This window comes from Microbacterium sp. LWH10-1.2 (genome assembly GCF_038397765.1).
In the GTDB taxonomy this organism is placed as follows: domain Bacteria; phylum Actinomycetota; class Actinomycetes; order Actinomycetales; family Microbacteriaceae; genus Microbacterium; species Microbacterium natoriense.
Window position 1 is genome coordinate 1,277,743 of record NZ_CP151638.1, and the last position, 17,528, is coordinate 1,295,270.

The 17,528-nt window shown below is 69.3% G+C and carries 19 protein-coding genes; 12 read left to right on the forward strand and 7 right to left on the reverse strand.

Translation table 11 applies throughout. The annotated features are described in order from the left end of the window. Nucleotides 1-156 precede the first annotated feature (156 nt). Complete coding sequence (locus tag MRBLWH10_RS06060; protein ID WP_341942003.1) at nt 157-1,062, forward strand: heme o synthase; 906 nt, start codon at nt 157-159, stop codon at nt 1,060-1,062. Here the strand turns inward: MRBLWH10_RS06060 and MRBLWH10_RS06065 are convergent. Both MRBLWH10_RS06065 and MRBLWH10_RS06070 read right to left on the reverse strand, forming a co-directional pair. Continuing rightward, nucleotides 1,008-1,475 (reverse strand): hypothetical protein, encoded by a 468-nt coding sequence (locus MRBLWH10_RS06065; RefSeq protein ID WP_341942004.1) that lies wholly within the window; start codon nt 1,473-1,475, stop codon nt 1,008-1,010. The two genes, MRBLWH10_RS06060 and MRBLWH10_RS06065, sit on opposite strands and share 55 nt — an antisense overlap. Nucleotides 1,476-1,540: 65 nt before the next feature. Continuing rightward, nucleotides 1,541-2,491, reverse strand: coding sequence for a COX15/CtaA family protein (locus MRBLWH10_RS06070; protein ID WP_341942005.1), 951 nt, complete (start codon nt 2,489-2,491; stop codon nt 1,541-1,543). Nucleotides 2,492-2,725: 234 nt separating this feature from the next. Between MRBLWH10_RS06070 and sufB the strand changes: the two genes are divergently transcribed. The 7 genes from sufB (at nt 2,726) to MRBLWH10_RS06105 (ending at nt 9,391) form a co-directional block, all read left to right on the forward strand. After that, entirely contained in the window at nt 2,726-4,144 is a 1,419-nt protein-coding gene (gene sufB, locus MRBLWH10_RS06075; RefSeq protein ID WP_105672986.1) for a Fe-S cluster assembly protein SufB, read from the forward strand. After that, the gene (gene sufD, locus MRBLWH10_RS06080; RefSeq protein WP_341942006.1) at nt 4,144-5,349 is read left to right on the forward strand and encodes a Fe-S cluster assembly protein SufD; all 1,206 of its coding nucleotides are present in this window, start codon (nt 4,144-4,146) and stop codon (nt 5,347-5,349) included. The genes sufB and sufD overlap by 1 nt, the downstream gene beginning before the upstream one ends. Beyond that, the gene (locus tag MRBLWH10_RS06085; RefSeq protein ID WP_105672988.1) at nt 5,346-5,672 is read left to right on the forward strand and encodes a non-heme iron oxygenase ferredoxin subunit; all 327 of its coding nucleotides are present in this window, start codon (nt 5,346-5,348) and stop codon (nt 5,670-5,672) included. Before sufD ends, MRBLWH10_RS06085 begins: the two co-directional genes overlap by 4 nt. Beyond that, entirely contained in the window at nt 5,673-6,443 is a 771-nt protein-coding gene (sufC, locus tag MRBLWH10_RS06090) for a Fe-S cluster assembly ATPase SufC (protein ID WP_105672989.1), read from the forward strand. 10 nt (nt 6,444-6,453) lie between these two features. After that, complete coding sequence (locus MRBLWH10_RS06095; protein ID WP_105672990.1) at nt 6,454-6,783, forward strand: metal-sulfur cluster assembly factor; 330 nt, start codon at nt 6,454-6,456, stop codon at nt 6,781-6,783. Nucleotides 6,784-6,869: 86 nt separating this feature from the next. Next, a complete protein-coding gene (locus MRBLWH10_RS06100; protein WP_341942007.1) occupies nt 6,870-8,024 on the forward strand; it encodes an aminotransferase class I/II-fold pyridoxal phosphate-dependent enzyme in 1,155 nt (384 codons plus the stop codon). Then, the gene (locus MRBLWH10_RS06105) at nt 8,021-9,391 is read left to right on the forward strand and encodes an MFS transporter (RefSeq protein WP_341942008.1); all 1,371 of its coding nucleotides are present in this window, start codon (nt 8,021-8,023) and stop codon (nt 9,389-9,391) included. The genes MRBLWH10_RS06100 and MRBLWH10_RS06105 overlap by 4 nt, the downstream gene beginning before the upstream one ends. Here MRBLWH10_RS06105 and MRBLWH10_RS06110 read toward each other — a convergent pair. Then, a complete protein-coding gene (locus MRBLWH10_RS06110) occupies nt 9,354-9,932 on the reverse strand; it encodes a TetR family transcriptional regulator (RefSeq protein ID WP_341942009.1) in 579 nt (192 codons plus the stop codon). The genes MRBLWH10_RS06105 and MRBLWH10_RS06110 overlap by 38 nt on opposite strands. Nucleotides 9,933-10,026: 94 nt before the next feature. On the opposite strand from MRBLWH10_RS06110, the gene MRBLWH10_RS06115 reads away from it, so the two are divergent. From MRBLWH10_RS06115 to MRBLWH10_RS06125, 3 genes are read left to right on the forward strand one after another with little or no spacing between them, the layout of a single operon-like run. After that, nucleotides 10,027-10,614 carry a biotin transporter BioY gene (locus MRBLWH10_RS06115; RefSeq protein WP_341942010.1) on the forward strand — a complete coding sequence of 196 codons (588 nt, stop codon included), beginning with the start codon at nt 10,027-10,029 and terminating at the stop codon, nt 10,612-10,614. Then, nucleotides 10,604-11,296, forward strand: a complete 693-nt coding sequence (locus MRBLWH10_RS06120; RefSeq protein ID WP_341942011.1) for an ABC transporter ATP-binding protein — start codon at nt 10,604-10,606, stop codon at nt 11,294-11,296. The genes MRBLWH10_RS06115 and MRBLWH10_RS06120 overlap by 11 nt, the downstream gene beginning before the upstream one ends. Next, complete coding sequence (locus tag MRBLWH10_RS06125; RefSeq protein ID WP_341942012.1) at nt 11,293-11,886, forward strand: energy-coupling factor transporter transmembrane protein EcfT; 594 nt, start codon at nt 11,293-11,295, stop codon at nt 11,884-11,886. The genes MRBLWH10_RS06120 and MRBLWH10_RS06125 overlap by 4 nt, the downstream gene beginning before the upstream one ends. On the opposite strand, the gene MRBLWH10_RS06130 is transcribed toward MRBLWH10_RS06125, so the two are convergent. The 4 genes from MRBLWH10_RS06130 to MRBLWH10_RS06145 all read right to left on the reverse strand — a co-directional run bounded on the left by MRBLWH10_RS06130 (nt 11,772) and on the right by MRBLWH10_RS06145 (nt 15,760). Further along, the gene (locus tag MRBLWH10_RS06130; protein ID WP_341942013.1) at nt 11,772-13,151 is read right to left on the reverse strand and encodes an acyltransferase; all 1,380 of its coding nucleotides are present in this window, start codon (nt 13,149-13,151) and stop codon (nt 11,772-11,774) included. The genes MRBLWH10_RS06125 and MRBLWH10_RS06130 overlap by 115 nt on opposite strands. A 116-nt stretch (nt 13,152-13,267) precedes the next feature. After that, complete coding sequence (locus tag MRBLWH10_RS06135; RefSeq protein WP_105672997.1) at nt 13,268-13,939, reverse strand: response regulator transcription factor; 672 nt, start codon at nt 13,937-13,939, stop codon at nt 13,268-13,270. Beyond that, nucleotides 13,936-15,135, reverse strand: a complete 1,200-nt coding sequence (locus MRBLWH10_RS06140) for a histidine kinase (RefSeq protein WP_341942014.1) — start codon at nt 15,133-15,135, stop codon at nt 13,936-13,938. The genes MRBLWH10_RS06135 and MRBLWH10_RS06140 overlap by 4 nt, the downstream gene beginning before the upstream one ends. A gap of 4 nt (nt 15,136-15,139) precedes the next feature. Continuing rightward, on the reverse strand, nt 15,140-15,760 hold the full coding sequence (locus MRBLWH10_RS06145; RefSeq protein WP_341942015.1) for a DedA family protein: 621 nt from the start codon (nt 15,758-15,760) through the stop codon (nt 15,140-15,142). A gap of 164 nt (nt 15,761-15,924) precedes the next feature. Between MRBLWH10_RS06145 and MRBLWH10_RS06150 the strand changes: the two genes are divergently transcribed. Continuing rightward, complete coding sequence (locus MRBLWH10_RS06150) at nt 15,925-17,523, forward strand: ABC-F family ATP-binding cassette domain-containing protein (RefSeq protein WP_105673000.1); 1,599 nt, start codon at nt 15,925-15,927, stop codon at nt 17,521-17,523. Nucleotides 17,524-17,528: the final 5 nt, after the last annotated feature.

Below are 17,528 nucleotides of genomic sequence, written 5' to 3' on the forward strand. Positions count from 1 at the left end.
CGGTGCGTGTTACCGCGTTACATCGGACTACAACGCATTCAGGGGAGAGGAATTCCCCTGCTGGTGCGCGGACGGGCGGACGGCGGCTCTCGCCCCGTGCCCTAGACTGAAAGGGCTGCCCACGCGTGCCCGGAGGAGGCGATCGAGATCTCGACGATGTCTGATCAGACCGTTGCGAAGAAGTCCGTCGGTCGTACGGTGAAGGCCTACGTCGCCCTCACGAAGCCGCGCGTGCTCGAACTCCTCCTGGTCTCCACCGTCCCGGTGATGTTCCTCGCTCAGGGCGGCCTGCCGAACCTGTGGCTCGTCCTCGCGACGGTGATCGGCGGCTCCATGAGCGCCGGCTCCGCAGCGGCGTTCAACATGTACCTCGATCGCGACATCGACGCGCACATGCACCGCACCGAGAACCGGCCGCTCGTCACCGGCGAGATCACGCCGCGCGGTGCGCTCGTGTTCTCATGGACCCTCGCCGTCCTCTCGACGGTGTGGCTGTACGTGACGACGAACTGGCTGGCCGCGGTGCTCTCGGCATCCGCCATCTTCTTCTACGTCGTGATCTACACGATGATCCTCAAGCGCCGCACGGAGCAGAACATCGTGTGGGGCGGCATCGCCGGATGCTTCCCCGTGCTGATCGGCTGGGCGGCCGTGACCGGCTCCCTGGACTGGCCGGCCTTCATCCTCTTCGCCCTGATCTTCCTCTGGACGCCGCCGCACTACTGGCCGCTCTCCATGAAGTACAAGGACGACTACGACGACGTCGACGTCCCCATGCTCGGCGTCACCCGCAACGCGTCGCAGGTCGGACTCCAGGTCATCCTCTACGCCTGGGCGACCGTCGCCTGCTCGCTGCTGCTCGTGCCGATCGCGAACATGGGGCTCGTCTACACCGTCTCCGCGCTCGTCTTCGGCGGCTGGTTCATCTACGAGTCGCACCGCCTGTACAACCGTGCGGTGCGGGGGACCGAGGCGCGTCCGATGAGGGTCTTCCACGCCTCGATCACCTACTTAACGCTGATCTTCGTCGCGGTTGCGATCGACCCGCTGCTCCCGTTCTGATCCTCGGTCGCGGAGTCCTCTGACGCGGTCTCCGCGACAGTCTCGGGATCGACGACCGACTCGGGCTCCACGGCCTCGAGCTCTGCCGACGCGACGTCCTCGGCGGGCGCGCTCTGAGCAGTCCAGTCGATGGCCTCGACGGCGACCGGCTGCGACGTCGGAAGGATCGACTGCACGGCGACGAGCGCGAGCGCGATCAGGATCCCGAGCACGCCGGCGCCGACGAGCGCAGCGCCGAACACGATGAGCGACTGCCCGACGTAGACCTCGACACCGGTGGCGGTGCCGTCGAGCAGCGTCGAGGTCATCGTGCTCAGCTGGCCCGAGATGATCCATCCGCCGACCGCCGCGGCGACGAGGGAGACGAGCAGGAGGAGCCAGAAGCCGATGCTGTGCGTGAGTGACTTTTTCATGCCGCCCACCTTGACGCAGCTTCTGTTGCGTCTCCGATGTGCCGTCTATGTGTCGGCTGGGTGGATCAGGATCGCGGCGATGCGGGGCGCTTGAGGTGGAGCACCACGACGGTGTAGGTCGCCGCCGACAGGGCGGCGAGCACCATGTGGATGCCGACGAGGATCTCCGGGAGTCCTTCGCGGGCCTGCCACACGCCGACCCCGACCTGCACGAGGATCGCCGCCACGAGGACGAGCAGCCATCTGCGGGGTTCGAGGCGCAGCGCCCAGGCGGAGATCGTCAGCACCGCGACGAGTCCGGCGAGGATGTAGCCCGGCCACGAGTGCACGTGCGCGAGGACGGTGGCGTCGAAGCCGTGACGGAGCACCTCGGCGTCACCGGAGTGCGGGCCGGAACCCGTGGTCAGCACGCCGAAGACGATCGTGACGGCGAGGGCGAGGCCGGTCACGTGCGAGAGGATCGCGAACCAGGCGGGCACCGCCTTCTCGCGCGGTCCGGGGACCGCGTACAGACGAACGAGGAACGCCGCGGTGATGCACACCAGCAGCAGCGACGACACGTAGTGGAAGCCGACGATGAACGGGTTCAGGCCCGTCCACACGGTGATGCCGCCCACGACGGCCTGCATCACGATGCCGCCGAGCACAACGATCGAGAGCACCCAGAGGTCGCGACGCCGGGCGCGGAAGCGGAGGACGAAGAACACCACGGCGAGTGCGAGGAGGCCGACCACTCCGGTCATGGTGCGGTTGCCGAACTCGATGATGCCGTGGATGCCCTGCTCGGGCGTCGGCACGAGCGACTCGGGCGTGCACAGCGGCCACTGCGAGCAGCCGAGCCCCGAACCGGTGAGGCGGACGGCCCCTCCGGTGCCGATGATGATGACCTCGGCGAGGAACGACAGCCAGGCCGCGACGGTCAGTCGGCGGCCGATCTCGGAGGGCAGCCAATCATGGACGCGGGACAGAAAGCCGGTCCTCGTTGCGGGGGAGTCGGCGGTGGCGGTGTCGGGCATGGGTCCTCCGGAACCCCCGTGACGCGGACATGACGGCCCGCACGTCTGGGGGAACCTGTAGAATCGGGGTGTTGGGATGCCCGCGTGACCGCGGAATGCATCCCTGACAGTTTAGGCGCGATGGAAGCGCCGGTGATGAGGGCCCCACCAGCGGCACCCGCTCCCGCAGACTCGACGGGGATCAGGTGTGTCGGGGCGGATGACACCGTTGAGGCCCAATAAGGAGAGTGTGTGATGTCGGATGTGCTGATCGACCGCCCGGAGCTTGACGGTCTGGGGGTGTACGAGTTCGGCTGGCACGATGCCGACGCCGCGGGAGCCGTGGCGAAGCGCGGCATCTCCGAAGAGGTGGTCCGAGGCATCTCTGCCCTCAAGGACGAACCCGAATGGATGCTGAAGACGCGTCTCAAGGGCTATCAGCTCTTCGGACGCAAGCCGATGCCGACCTGGGGCGCCGACCTCAGCGACATCGACTTCGACAACATCAAGTACTTCGTGCGCTCCACGGAGAAGCAGGCGCAGTCGTGGGAGGAGCTCCCCGCGGAGATCCGCGAGACCTACGAGCGTCTCGGCATCCCCGAGGCCGAGCGCCAGCGACTCGTTGCCGGCGTGGCCGCGCAGTACGAGTCCGAGGTCGTCTACCACCAGATCCGCGAGGACCTGGAGGAGCAGGGCGTCATCTTCATGGACACCGACACCGCGCTGCGCGAGCACCCCGAGTTCTTCGAGGAGTACTTCGGCACCGTGATCCCCGCCGGCGACAACAAGTTCGCGGCGCTGAACACGGCCGTCTGGTCCGGCGGCTCGTTCGTGTACGTCCCCAAGGGTGTTCACGTGGAGATCCCGCTGCAGGCCTATTTCCGCATCAACACGGAGAACATGGGCCAGTTCGAGCGGACCCTGATCATCGCCGACGAGGACAGCTACGTCCACTACATCGAGGGCTGCACGGCTCCGATCTACAAGTCGGACTCGCTGCACTCGGCCGTCGTCGAGATCATCGTGAAGAAGAACGCCCGCGTGCGCTACACGACGATCCAGAACTGGTCGAACAACGTCTACAACCTCGTCACCAAGCGTGCCGTCGCCCACGAGGGCGCGACCATGGAGTGGGTCGACGGCAACATCGGCTCCAAGGTGACGATGAAGTACCCGTCGATCTACCTGATGGGCGAGCACGCCAAGGGCGAGACCCTCTCGGTCGCCTTCGCGGGCCCCGGCCAGCACCAGGACGCCGGCGCCAAGATGATCCACATGGCGCCGTACACGCAGTCGTCGATCGTCTCGAAGTCGATCGCCCGTGGCGGCGGTCGCGCCGGCTACCGCGGCGAGGTGCGGGTGGATGCCGCCGCGCACCACTCCGCGAACACCGTGCGCTGCGATGCCCTGCTCGTCGACACGAAGTCCCGCAGCGACACCTACCCTGCGATCGACATCCGCGTCGACGACGTCCAGCTGGGTCACGAGGCCACGGTCTCGAAGGTCAGCGAGGAGCAGCTCTTCTACCTGCAGTCCCGCGGCATGCCCGAGGACGAGGCGATGGCGATGATCGTGCGCGGCTTCATCGAGCCGATCGCGCGTGAGCTGCCCATGGAGTACGCGATGGAACTGAACAAGCTCATCGAGATGGGCATGGAAGGATCGGTCGGCTAGTGACGGCCCCTACGACCGCGCCCGCAGAGGCGCAGCACACGAACGCGCACATCGACCCGGCCGCCCAGGTGGCCGACGCCGGTTTCGTCCCGGTGCAGACCCGCTCAGAGCGTCCGCACTCCTTCGATCCGACCGACTTCGGCGCTCCTTCGGGCCGAGAGGTCAACTGGAAGCACACCCCGGTCGCGCAGCTGAAGCCGCTCTTCGAGGTCGCCGCGCCCAACGACGGCGTCAGCTACGCCTTCCCCGCGGGTGAGGAGTACGTCGCGGCTCCGCTCGCGGCGGGCGACGCTCCGCGCGGTGAGGTCTTCCTCGCGGAGGACATCACGGCCGCCGTCGCCTGGCAAGGCGCCACCGAGGCTCTGCACATCCGCATCCCGCGCGAGGAGGAGGTCGCCGAGCCCATCCTCGTGCAGGTGACCGGCCTCGGCGCCGGGCTCCGCGCCGATGCGCACATCGTGATCGAGGCGCTCGAGCACAGCTCCGCGACCGTGGTCCTCGCGCACTCCGGCTCGGCGCAGTACTCGCAGAACGTCGAGATCATCGCCCGTGACGGCTCCAGGCTCACCGTCGTGAGCCTGCAGCAGTGGCAGGACGACGCGATCCACACGTCGGCGCACCAGGCCCGCGTGGGCGCGGACGCGACCCTCAAGCACTTCGTGATCAGCTTCGGCGGCGCTCTCGTCCGGGTGAACCCGAACGTCGAGCTCGCGGGCAACGGCTCAGAGGGGTACCTCTACGGTCTCTCCTACGCGGATGCCGGTCAGCACCTGGAGAGCCAGGTCTACCTGCATCACAAGGGCGCCCACACCAAGGGCGACGTCCTCTACAAGGGCGCGCTGCAGGGCGAGGGAGCGCACAGCGTGTGGATCGGCGACGTGCTGATCGGCGCGAACGCGACCGGCACCGACTCCTACGAGGCGAACCGCAACCTGGTCCTCACCGAGGGCGCGCGCGCCGACTCGATCCCTAACCTCGAGATCGAGACGGGCGACATCCTCGGCGCCGGCCACGCCAGCGCGACGGGACGTTTCGACGACGAGCAGCTGTTCTACCTGCAGGCCCGCGGCATCTCCGAGGAGGAGGCGCGGCGTCTGGTGGTGCTCGGCTTCCTCAGCGACATCGTCCAGCGCCTCGGCATCCCGGCGCTCGAGACCGAGCTGCTCGCGACGATCGAGACGGAGCTCGCGGCGGTGACCGCGTGAGCGCCGAGCGCGTCTGCGGCGTCGCCGACCTCGAGACCGACATGCCGCTGCGGGTCGACCCCGCCGGCGTGCCGATCACCGTCATCAAGGACTCCGACGGCGTGATCCACGCCATCGGAGACACCTGCACGCACGGCGACATCTCCCTCTCCGAGGGCTTCGTCGAGGGCGACACCGTCGAGTGCTGGGCTCATGGCTCGGCGTTCTCGCTGCTCACCGGCAAGCCCCAGAATCTCCCCGCTTTCGAGCCCGTCCCGGTCTACGTCGTCGAGATCGACGGCGACGACGTGCTCATCGATCCGACTGTGACAAAGGAAGTTTGAATGTCTGTTCTCGAAATCCGCGACCTCCACGTGACGGTCGAGACGGAGGCGGGGACCACCCCGATCCTCAATGGAATCACCCTCACGATGAACACGGGTGAGACTCACGCCATCATGGGCCCCAACGGCTCGGGCAAGTCGACCCTCGCGTACACGATCGCCGGCCACCCGAAGTACACGGTGACCTCCGGCTCCATCACCTTCGACGGCCAGGACGTCCTGGAGATGAGCGTGGATGAGCGCGCCCGCGCCGGTCTGTTCCTCGCCATGCAGTACCCGGTAGAGATCCCCGGAGTCACGGTGACCAACTTCCTGCGCACGGCGAAGACCGCGCTCGACGGCGAGGCCCCCGCGATCCGCAGCTGGACCAAGGACGTCAAGCAGGCGATGTCGAACCTGCGCATGGACCCGAAGTTCGCGCAGCGCAACGTCAACGAGGGCTTCTCCGGTGGCGAGAAGAAGCGCCACGAGATCCTCCAGCTCGAGGTGCTCAAGCCGAAGTTCGCCGTCCTCGACGAGACCGACTCCGGTCTCGACGTCGACGCGCTGAAGATCGTCTCCGAGGGCGTCAACCGCGCCAAGGAGGCCACCGGTCTCGGCGTGCTGCTGATCACGCACTACACGCGCATCCTCCGCTACATCCGCCCCGACTTCGTGCACGTGGTCGTCGCGGGCAAGATCGTGGAGGAGGGCGGCCCCGAGCTCGCCGACCGTCTCGAGGAAGAGGGCTACGACCGCTTCCTCGACCCCACGGCTCCCGTCGAGGCGTAGGCTGACAGCCATGACAGCGACCCTCACGGACGAGAAGTACGACGAGGTCACCGAGGCGCTCAAGGACGTCATGGATCCCGAGCTCGGGATCAACGTCGTCGACCTCGGCCTCATCTACGATCTCGCTTGGGATGACGAGAACGACGCTCTCGTCATCCACATGACGCTGACCAGCGCCGGGTGCCCGCTCACCGACGTCCTCGAGGACCAGACGGCCCAGGCGCTGGACAACGTCGTCGATCGCTTCCGCATCAACTGGGTGTGGATGCCGCCGTGGGGTCCCGAGAAGATCACCGACGACGGACGCGACATGATGCGCGCGCTCGGCTTCGCGATCTGACGCGGATCGGAGCACTGCCGCGCGGCGGCCGACGCGCTCGTGCCTCATCGCCGAGCGCGCACCAGCGAGGGGAAGCCCGGAGGAACATGGTCGAGGTCGAAGCGCTGCCGTTGAGCGAGCTCCGTGAGCGCACCAGCGAGAAGTGGCGGGAGTATCCCGCCGACGTCCTGCCGCTGTTCGTGGCGGAGACCGACTTCCCGCTGGCGCCGACGGTGCAGGCGGCGCTGCGGCGCGCGATCGAGACGGGCGACACCGGGTACATCGCGTCGCGGGGCCCGCTGGCCGAGACGTATGCCGCGTTCGCGAAGCGCCGCTTCGACTGGGAGGTGGACCCGGCGCGCCTGCGGTCCACGGCCGATGTCAGCATGGGGATCGTCGAGATCCTCCGTCGCGTCGTGCAGCCGGGCGAGCGCGTGATCGTGACGCCGCCCGTCTACCCGCCGTTCTACGACCTCGTGGAGGAAGCGGGAGCCGAGGTGGAACGGGTGCCGCTCCGCGACACCGGCACCGCCTGGGAGCTCGACCTCGACGGCATCCGCTCTGCTTTCGAAGACGGCGCGCGGGCGATCCTGCTGTGCAACCCGCACAACCCGACCGGTACCGTGCACGACCGCGACGCGCTGGCCGCGCTCGCGGACCTCGCGGACGAGTTCGACGCCGCGGTGGTGTCGGATGAGATCCATGCGCTGCTCGCGCAGCCCGGCACCGGGTTCACGCCGTTCCTCTCGGTGAGTCCGGTCGCCCAGCGCGTCGGCTACGCGGTCGTCAGCGCCAGCAAGGCCTTCAACCTGGCGGGCCTCAAGTGCGCGCTGATGGTCACCGCCGACGACGCGACGACGGCTGTGCTCCGCTCTCTGCCGGTCGAGGTCGTCTGGCGCACAGGGCAGCTGGGTCTCCTCGCCGCCGTCGCCGCGTTCGGCGAGGAGAGCGACGAGTGGCTCGACGGTCTCGTGCGCACCCTCGATCGCAATCGGGTGCTGCTGGAGGACCTCCTCGCACGGCTCCTGCCCGGCGCCCGCTATCGCATCCCCGATGCGGGCTACCTGGCGTGGATCGACGTCTCCCGCCTCGGACTCGGCGACAGCCCCGCCCGCCGCATCCTCAAGGACGCGAAGGTGGCGTTGAACGCCGGATCGACCTTCGGTGCAGAGGGGGAGGGGTTCGTGAGGTTGAACTTCGGCACGAATCCCGAGATCCTCACCGAGGCCGTCGAGCGCATCGCCGCGCTCGTGGGCCGATGACGGAGACCGCGACCGCCGCTTCGATCTGGGACCGCGAACGCATCTGGGTCACCGTCGGCGCCATCGCACTGATCTTCCTCGGGGCCATCGAGGCTCTCGCCGTGACGACGGTGATGCCGGTCGTGAGCGACGCGCTCGACGGCCAGTCGCTGTACGCGGTCGCGTTCGCCGGCACGCTGGCGACGAGCGTGATCGGCATGGTCGCCGCGGGCGCCTGGTCTGATGCGCGGGGTCCGCGAGGCGCCCTCTACGTCGCGGTCTCGCTGTTCATCCTGGGGCTGTTGATCTCGGGCTTCGCCGTCACGATGCACCAGTTCCTGATCGGGCGGCTCGTGCAGGGGCTCGGCACCGGTGGCCAGACCGTCGCGCTCTACGTCGTGGTCGCGCGGCTCTATCCGTCGCAGCTGCACGGCAAGGTGTTCGCGGCCTTCGCGGCGGCCTGGGTCGTGCCGTCGATGATCGGTCCGTTCCTGGCCGGCGCCGTCGCGGAGTACGTCGACTGGCGCTGGACGTTCCTCGGAGTGGCCGTGCTCACCGCTGCGGCTTTCCTGACCATCGCGGTCCGTCTGCGCGGAGTCGACCTCGGCCACGGTGAGCCGCAGGATCGACGGGCGCTCGTCACTCGGCTCCTGCTCGCCGTCGTCGTCGCCGTGCTCGCCGTTCTCGTCGGATTCGCTGCCGAGATGGAGCCGGGCATCGGCTGGCCGGTCGCAGCGGGCGCGGTCCTGCTGATCGGTTTCGCGGTGCTGCCGCTGCTGCCGCGGGGCACGTTGCGGTCGCGGCACGGACTGCCCAGCGTCGTCCTGATGCGCGGGATCGCCTCCGGAGCGTTCTTCGCCTCCGAGGCGTATGTGCCGTACCTGCTCATGGAGCGCTTCGGGTTCACGGCGACCTGGGCTGGCGTCGGCCTCATGCTCTCGGCGTTCGCGTGGGCTGGAGCCTCTGAGCTGCAGGGCCGGTTCGGGGAGCGGCTCGGAAATCGCAGGATCGCGGTGATCAGCACCGGGCTCATCGTGCTGGCGCTGCTGTGCGTGCTCTCGGCCGCGCTGCTCGGCCTCTCACCGGTTCTCGTGATCGTCGGATGGGGCTTCGCGGGCGGCGGCATGGGGCTCCTCTATCCGCGCCTCACGGTCTTGACGCTCGCGTACTCCGACGAGACCAACCAGGGTTTCAACTCCTCGGCGCTGTCGATCGCGGACTCGACCGGTTCCGCCGTCGCGATCGCCCTCGCCGGATTGGGCGTTGCGACGCTGGGCGGGGGCGCCGGCGCCTTCGGCGCGGTGTTCGTCTTCGGGATCGCGCTGGCGGTGGTGGCCGTGGTGCCCGGTCTCAGACTCGGTCACGCGGCGGAGACGCCGCTGCGCTGACCTCTCCGGCGAGTGCACGCACGCCGAGGTCGAAGACGAGGTCGAGTCCGGCCGTGACGTCGATCTCGTCGCCCGTGTTCGCCGCGCCGTGACTGTCGGCGTGCAAGCGCTGCTGCACGAGCGTGGAGTGGCCGAGCACGAAGTGCAGGATGGCGGTGGCCCGATCCTGCGCATCGGGCAGGCCGCCGAGAGCCTCTTCGAGGGCCGTCTGCGCGTAGGAGGATCCCAGGCGCAGCGCATAGGTGCTGAGCACCAGTTCGGCGCCGTCGCGGTATGCGAAGAGCGCGTCGCGGATGCTCCGCGCGATCGTGAGCACGTCGGCGTCGTCGCGGGGGATCCCGGCCGTGATGCGGTCGGCGAGGACCGCGAGGAGCTCCTGCTTGCTCTGGAAGTGCCAGTACAGCGCGCTCGGCTGGACGTCCAGCCGCCCGGCGATGCGTCTCATCGACAGATCGGCGAGCCCGACCTCGTCGAGCAGGGCGAGCGCTGCACTGGCGACCCCATCGCGGTCGTGACGGACGGAGTTGTGGTCGGGACTCATGACCCCACTATAGTGAACACCGTTCAAGTGAACAGTGTTCAGGAAGCGGATCGGCACCCGACCGAGACCCCTGAACCTCGACGGAAGGAAACCCATGACCGACGCCCCCCGCGATCTCGGCCGTGATCTCGCACGTATCGCGATCTTCGCCGCGCTCATCATCGTCCTCGGAACGGTCACGATCCCGCTGCCCGCCGGAGTCCCGATCACCGCGCAGACCCTGGGAGTCATGCTGGCCGGCACGGTGCTCGGACCCCGCAAAGGACCGCTCGCCGTGCTCCTGGTCCTGGTGCTCGCAGCGATCGGACTCCCCGTGCTCGCGGGCGGGCGGGGAGGCCTCGGCGTGTTAGTGGGGCCGACCGCCGGCTACATGCTGGGCTGGATCTTCGGCGTCATCGTGATCGGCCTCATCGTCCGCAGCGGACGGCTGACCTGGTGGCGCACAGCCATCGGCACGGTCGTCGGCGGCATCCTCGTGGTCTACCTGTTCGGCATCCCCGTGCAGTCGCTCGTGCTCGGCGTCGATCTTCTCCCCACGGCGGCATCGACGGTGGTCTTCCTCCCCGGGGATCTGCTGAAGGCGGCCGCGGCCACCGCCTTGACCCTGGCGCTGGCCAAGGCATACCCGCCGGCCTTCGGCGGCTCCATCCGGCTCGAGCGGACGCGGGCGCGTGCAGCCTGAGACCGATCTGCGAACCATCGCGCTCGACCGAGTCTCGGTCGAGCGCGACGGCCGGTGCATCCTCTCGGAGGTCAGCCTCGCGATGGACGCGCCGCGGATCGCGGTGATCGGGGCGAACGGCTCAGGCAAGTCGACCTTCGCCCGGCTGCTGAACGGACTCGTCTCCCCGTCGACGGGGCGGGTGTCGGTGCACGGCCTCGACTCCTCGCGCGACCGCGCGGCGCTCCGCCGCCGAGTCGGCTTCGTGTTCACCGATCCGCAGGCGCAGATCCTGATGCCGACACCCGCCGAGGATGTGGCGCTGTCGCTCCGCGGCCTTCCTCGGGCCGAGATCGACCGTCGGGTGGCGGAGGCGCTGGCCGAGCACGGGCTCGCCGGTCACGCCGACGTTCCCGCATCGGCGCTGTCGGGAGGGCAGAAGCAGCTGCTGGCCCTCGCTTCGGTGCTGATCACCGAGCCGTCGCTCGTGGTGGCCGATGAGCCGACGACCTTGCTCGATCTGCGCAACGCGCGCCGTGTCGGCGATCTGCTGCTGTCCCTGGAGGCTCAGGTGGTCGTCGTCACCCACGACCTCGAGCTCGCGGGGCGATGCGATGCGGCGGTGCTCTTCGCCGACGGCCGCCTGGTGGACGTGGGCGATCCTGACGAGCTCATCCCGACGTATCGGCGGATGTGCGGATGATCCAGCTCTATCGCCCTGGCACGAGTGCCGTGCACCGGCTCCCCGCAGCGGTGAAGCTCGCCGTGCTCGCTGTGACCGCCGTCGCGCTGTCCCTCGCCCCTCCGGACCCGTGGATCATCGGGGTCGCTCTGGCGGCGGTGTTCTCCCTGTACGGACTCGCGCGGTTCCCGCCGATCGTGCCTGCCGCCGAGCTCTGGCGCCTCCGGTGGATCGTGCTCGTGCTGGGCGCCGCGCTGTGGATCTTCGTCGGTCCGCTCACCGCCTGGATCAACACCGGACGTGTCGTCGCGCTGGTGCTGCTGGCCGGGCTGCTCACCCTGACGACGAGGATGGGGGAGCTGCTGGCGGTGCTCCATGCGGTGCTCCGGCCGCTCCGTCGCTGCGGAGTGGACGTCGAGGCCGTGGCGATGACGGTGTCGCTGGCGATCACCTTGGTCCCCGTCGTCGCGGGTTTCGCCGATCAGGTGCGCGAGGCTCAGCGCGCGCGGGGGGCGAGACTCGGCATCCGCTGGATCGTTCCGCTCATGGTGCGGACGCTGCGCCATGCCGACGATGTGGGCGATGCGCTGGCGGCGCGCGGGCTCGGCTGAGCAGCGCGGGCGAGACGCAGCGCGATCAGCAGCGCGCCCACCGCGATGGCCGCGGTCAGGACGGAGGTCCCCGCGACGAGCAGGAGCACGACCCCGCACAGACCGATCAGCGTCGCGGCGGCGACTCCGCGCCTCGAGATCGAGGGAGAGGGCGCCGCTGCGGTCTCGAACCGCGTGAGGGCGAGCGCGACCAGCGCCGTGAGCGCCAGAGCGGTGGCGAGCCAGAGCGGCCGTCCGAGCCACCAGAGGGTGCTGCTCGGTTCGGGGAGCGCCATTCCGGTGCCCAGGGCGACCATCGCCGAGGCCCCGGCCATCACGAGCAGCACGGGCATGTGCCACAGGTAGATCGTCATGGTGCGTCCGTTCACGAAGGAGCTGAACGCGGCCGCGCGCGCCCCACGGCTGAACGCCGAGATGCGATCGCGGAACAGGGAGACGAGGCTGAGGTGCACCGCGCCGACGAGCAGGAGGGCGCCCGTGGGCGGGTTGATGTTCGCGATGAGGTCGGGGGAATACACCCCGGTCGCGAAGGAGAGGACCAGGAGCGCGGCGGCGCCGACGGCGACGCCCTTCCGGACGCGACGGCTCAGGGCATCGATCGAGCCGTCGGCGAAGAAGAGCCCGAGCTGCTGCAGAGCCATCCACACGAAGGCGAGGTTCACGAATCCGATGCCGTCGATGCCGGTCGCCGCGCGGATGCCGTCCACGACGAGGGCCGCGGCGACGAGCGCGCCGAGGGTGCGCAGCGGAGCCCGGTCATGGGCGGCCGACAGCGCGGGCAGCAGCGCCTGGCAGAGCAGGAAGACGCCGAGGAACCACAGCGGCTGCCCGTAGCGGAATCCGGCGATCGCGATGAGATCGGCGGGCACGCCCGAGAGAGCGAGCACCGCGAGAGCCGCACCGACCAGGCCGATCGCGAACACGGCGGGGCGCAGGAGGCGGTGCACCCTGGCGGCGACGAAGGCCGTGGCGGTTCCTCCGCGCTCGCGCTGCCTGCGGTAGGCGATGACGCCGGCGAATCCGCCGATGATGAAGAAGAGCGGCATCACCTGCAGCATCCAGCTCACCGGGACGATCCACCAGGAGCCTTCCGCGGCGTTCGCGAATACGGGGTCCGTTCCGGAGACCGTCACACCCACCATGATCGAGTGGAGCAGCACGACCCCGGTCACGCACAGCGCGCGGAGCAGATCGATCCCCGTGTCGCGGGTGCTCCGCGATACGGCCGACGATGCGACGGCGGGCGGTGTCTGAACGGTGCTCATGGGTCCTCCTCGGGAGCGGTGTCCCAGGAGACTATGGAGCCGGCGAGTGGCGAGGCATCACCCCGCGGTGCCGTTCTCGCCCCCTACCGTGGGGTGAGACAGCGGAGTGACGGACGTCAGGACGCGGGCTCGACGAGGCCCGCGTCGTACGCGAGGATGACGGCGTGCACGCGGTCACGCAGCCCGAGCTTGGCGAGCACCTTGCCGACGTGGGTCTTGACGGTCTGCTCCGCGATGAAGAGGTCGGCCGCGATCTCGCTGTTGGAGCGCCCTCGACCGATCAGCACGAGCACCTCGCGCTCGCGGTCGGTCAGGTCGGAGAGAGCCGTGGCGGCGCGGGGAGCGCGCGGCCTGCGGCTGGAGAACTGCTCGATCAGCCGCCGGGTCACGCTCGGGGCCAGCAGCGCGTCGCCCCCTGCCACGACGCGTACGGCGTGCACGAGCTCCTCGGGCAGAGCGTCCTTCAACAGGAACCCGCTCGCCCCGGCCTCGAGGGCGTCGTACACGTAGTCGTCGATGTCGAACGTGGTCAGCATCAGGATGCGCGGAACGTGAGCTGCGGGATAGCCGGGACCGAGGATGCGACGGGTCGCCTCGATGCCGTCGAGCTCCGGCATCCGCACGTCCATCAGGATGACGTCGGGGTCGAGCCGGGCCGACATCGCGACCGCCTCCGCGCCGTTGGCGGCCTGCCCGGCGACCCGGATGCCATCGTGGGCGTCGAGGAGCGCGGCGAACCCCGCCCGGACCATGGCCTGGTCGTCGGCGATGAGGACGTTGATCGTCATGGGGTCTCCTGTGCGAGGTCGAGGGGCAGCTCGGCGATGACGGACCAGCTGCCGTCGTCCTGATGACCTGCGGTGAGGGAACCGCCGAGGAGCTCCGCGCGCTCGCGCATGCCGCGCAGACCGTGTCCGGTGCCGGCAGGGCCCTCGGCGCGTGCCGCCGGGTTGGAGACGCGGATGCGGAGCGCGCCGTGGTCTGTCTGCAACCGCACCGCGATGGGGGCGCCCGGGCTGTGCCTGACGGCGTTGCTCAGTCCCTCCTGCACGATGCGGTAGGCGGCGATCTGCACCGCCACCGGGGCCGTGGACGTCGCCCCGGTGATCTCCAGTCCCACGGTGACCCCGGCCCGACGGATGCTGTCGACCAGCCCGGGGATGTCCTCGATGTCGTGCTGCGGAGCGAGCTCGGCGCTCTGATCCTCGGTGCGCAGCACGCCGAGCATCCTTCTCATCTCCATCAGCGAGGTGCGGGCCGTCGCTGCGATGCTCTCGAACTCCGTGGTCGCCTCCGCGCCGATGCCCGGCAGGCGGTAGCGGGCCGTCGAGGCCTGCACCTGGATCACCGACATGCTGTGCGCGATGACGTCGTGCAGCTCCCTGGCGATGCGCGTGCGCTCCTCCATGAGCGCCCGGCGCGACTGCTCGAGGGCCGAGTGCTCCCTCTCGCGCGACAGCTCCTGAGCGACGTGCAGCCTGCCGGCCGCGAGCATCGCGATCAGGTAGCCGCCGCAGGCGACGGATGCCGTCACGATCAGATTCGCGGTCGCGGCATTGCCCGCGTGGACGTCGGGGCGGAGCAGGGGAACCGCGAGGGAACCGATCATGCCGATCACGAGCGGGTAGGCGCCGATGCGGGCGCCGTGACGGAAGGTCACGACGCCGACGAACAGCACGAAGGCGAGCATGGCGGGCACCGACCACGGCCAGGGAGCCGCGGGTCCGCCCGACGCGGAGACCAGCAGGGGGAGTGCGAACGCGCCGCCGCAGAACATCGCGATCGCGGTCAGGGGGCGGGTCAGCGAGAGAAGAGGGGCGGCGCAGATCGCGGCCCCGAGGATGAACACCAGCGGCAGCAGGGTGCCGTAGATCGTCGCGTGCAGGGAGACCAGGACGGCGAACAGCGCGACCGACGCCGCGGACACGCCGATCAGCGCGCCGGTGCGCGCACTGATGCGGGGGAGACGGAGGCGGCGGGCCATGCTGTCATCCTGCCAGCTGCAGAGCGCTTTCGCGGCGACGCCGTGACGAGGCGATCCTGTCGATCACGATCCCGATCGACAGCGCCACGGCGACTCCGATGACCGCGCTGAGGAGCGGCTGGTCCTTGATCCAGGCCCCCGCCAACAGCCCGATCGCGATGCTCAGGGCGCTCCAGCTGATGCCGGCGACGATGCTGAGCGGCACGAAGCGACGCCACGGGAACCCGAGCGCCCCCGCCGACATGTTGACCGCGACCCGGCCGACCGGGATGTAGCGCGCCCCGAGGATGAGCGCGGCGCTGCGTCGGTCCAGCGCGCGCTGGGCGTGGGTGAAGGCGGCCTGGATGCGCGGTCGTCTCATCCAGGCGAAGCGGGTGGTGCCGACGCGACGCCCGATCGCGAAGGCGATGTTGTCGCCGATCGCCGCTCCGACGGCCGCGATGACGCCGAGGGCGCACAGGGTCACGACCTGGCCGGAGGAGGCGGCGATCGCCGCCGCGGCGACGAGCACGGTCTCGCTGGGCACCGGTGGGAAGAAGCCGTCGATGATCGTCACGGCGAAGAGCACGACGTAGAGCCAGGGAGAGGCGACGGTCTGCATGATGATCTCGTTGATGACGTCCACCCCTCCACGCTAGGAAGCGGGCGCATCGGACGGCATCCACCCGCGGTATCGTCCTCGTCACCCTGTGGGGTGATCTTCCTGGGAATGCTCGATGAGCGTGCCGGTTTATACTGGGAGGCTGGCCCATCGGCCGCCTCCCACCCCGAACGAACGGACATCCCGCTGTGCTTGCCGTGCACGAACTCGAAATCCGCGTTGGCGCACGCCTGCTCATGGAGAATGTCTCGTTCCGCGTCTCCGATGGAGACAAGATCGGTCTGGTCGGGCGCAACGGCGCCGGCAAGACCACTCTGACGAAGGTGCTCGCCGGAGACGTGCTCCCGTCCGGCGGCAGCGTCACGCGCTCGGGCGAGCTCGGCTATCTGCCGCAGGACCCCCGCTCGGGCGACCCGGAGATGCTCGCCCGCACGCGCATCCTCGACGCTCGCGGCCTCGGGACGCTGGCGCTCGGCATGGCCGAGGCCACGGTCGCGATGGGCTCGGACGACCCGGCCGTCGCCGAGAAGGCGATGAAGCGCTACGCCAGGCTCACCGAGGAGTTCGAGGGGCAGGGCGGCTACGCGGCCGAGGCCGAGGCGGCGTCCATCGCGAACAACCTCTCGCTCCCCGACCGGATCCTCGATCAGCCCCTCAAGACCCTGTCCGGCGGTCAGCGCCGCCGCATCGAGCTCGCGCGGATCCTCTTCTCGGATGCTGAGACGATGATCCTCGACGAGCCCACCAACCACCTCGACGCCGACAGTGTCGTGTGGCTCCGCGAGTTCCTGAAGAACTACAAGGGCGGCCTGATCGTCATCAGCCACGACGTCGAGCTCGTCGGCGAGACCGTGAACCGCGTGTTCTACCTCGATGCCAACCGTCAGGTCATCGACGCGTACAACATGAACTGGAAGAACTACCTCCGTCAGCGCGCCGCCGACGAGGAGCGTCGCAAGAAGGAGCGCGCGAACGCGGAGAAGAAGGCGACGACCCTGCAGCAGCAGGCCGCGCGCTTCGGCGCCAAGGCCTCCAAGGCCGCCGCCGCTCACCAGATGATCGCACGCGCCGAGAAGCTGCTCGCCGGTCTGGACGAGGTGCGCCAGGAGGACCGCGTCGCCAAGCTCCGGTTCCCGAAGCCGGCGCCCTGCGGCAAGACGCCGATGATGGCGAGCGGTCTGTCGAAGTCGTACGGCTCGCTGGAGATCTTCACCGACGTCGACCTCGCGATCGACCGCGGATCCAAGGTCGTCGTCCTCGGCCTGAACGGCGCGGGCAAGACCACGCTGCTGCGGATGCTCGCGGGCGTGGACCAGCCCGACACCGGGCAGCTCGAACCAGGCCACGGGCTGAAGGTCGGCTACTACGCCCAGGAGCACGAGAACCTCGATGTGAGCCGTTCGGTGCTCGAGAACATGGTCTCGGCCGCTCCGCACATCACCGAGACCGAGGCGCGCAAGGTCCTCGGCTCGTTCCTCTTCACGGGCGATGACGTGCTGAAGCCGGCCGGCGTGCTCTCCGGTGGCGAGAAGACGCGACTGTCGCTCGCGACCCTGGTCGTGTCGTCGGCGAACCTGCTGCTGCTCGACGAGCCGACGAACAACCTCGACCCGGCCTCCCGCGAGGAGATCCTCGGTGCGCTCGCGCACTACGAGGGCGCCGTGGTGCTCGTCTCGCACGACCCCGGCGCCGTGCAGTCGCTGAACCCCGAGCGCGTGCTGATCCTGCCCGACGGCGTCGAGGACATCTGGAGCCAGGAGTACCAGGACCTCATCGAGCTCGCGTGACCTGA

Excerpts from the sequence above, each read along its gene's own strand:
- MRBLWH10_RS06105 (WP_341942008.1), top strand. The coding sequence starts at position 8,021 with ATGACGGAGACCGCGACCGCCGCTTCGATCTGGGACCGCGAACGCATC.
- MRBLWH10_RS06070 (WP_341942005.1), bottom strand. The coding sequence starts at position 2,491 with ATGCCCGACACCGCCACCGCCGACTCCCCCGCAACGAGGACCGGCTTT.
- MRBLWH10_RS06135 (WP_105672997.1), bottom strand. The coding sequence starts at position 13,939 with ATGACGATCAACGTCCTCATCGCCGACGACCAGGCCATGGTCCGGGCG.
- MRBLWH10_RS06125 (WP_341942012.1), top strand. The coding sequence starts at position 11,293 with ATGATCCAGCTCTATCGCCCTGGCACGAGTGCCGTGCACCGGCTCCCC.
- MRBLWH10_RS06115 (WP_341942010.1), top strand. The coding sequence starts at position 10,027 with ATGACCGACGCCCCCCGCGATCTCGGCCGTGATCTCGCACGTATCGCG.
- MRBLWH10_RS06130 (WP_341942013.1), bottom strand. The coding sequence starts at position 13,151 with ATGAGCACCGTTCAGACACCGCCCGCCGTCGCATCGTCGGCCGTATCG.
- MRBLWH10_RS06095 (WP_105672990.1), top strand. The coding sequence starts at position 6,454 with ATGACAGCGACCCTCACGGACGAGAAGTACGACGAGGTCACCGAGGCG.
- MRBLWH10_RS06110 (WP_341942009.1), bottom strand. The coding sequence starts at position 9,932 with ATGAGTCCCGACCACAACTCCGTCCGTCACGACCGCGATGGGGTCGCC.
- MRBLWH10_RS06100 (WP_341942007.1), top strand. The coding sequence starts at position 6,870 with ATGGTCGAGGTCGAAGCGCTGCCGTTGAGCGAGCTCCGTGAGCGCACC.
- sufB (WP_105672986.1), top strand. The coding sequence starts at position 2,726 with ATGTCGGATGTGCTGATCGACCGCCCGGAGCTTGACGGTCTGGGGGTG.
- MRBLWH10_RS06140 (WP_341942014.1), bottom strand. The coding sequence starts at position 15,135 with ATGGCCCGCCGCCTCCGTCTCCCCCGCATCAGTGCGCGCACCGGCGCG.
- sufC (WP_105672989.1), top strand. The coding sequence starts at position 5,673 with ATGTCTGTTCTCGAAATCCGCGACCTCCACGTGACGGTCGAGACGGAG.
- MRBLWH10_RS06065 (WP_341942004.1), bottom strand. The coding sequence starts at position 1,475 with ATGAAAAAGTCACTCACGCACAGCATCGGCTTCTGGCTCCTCCTGCTC.
- MRBLWH10_RS06060 (WP_341942003.1), top strand. The coding sequence starts at position 157 with ATGTCTGATCAGACCGTTGCGAAGAAGTCCGTCGGTCGTACGGTGAAG.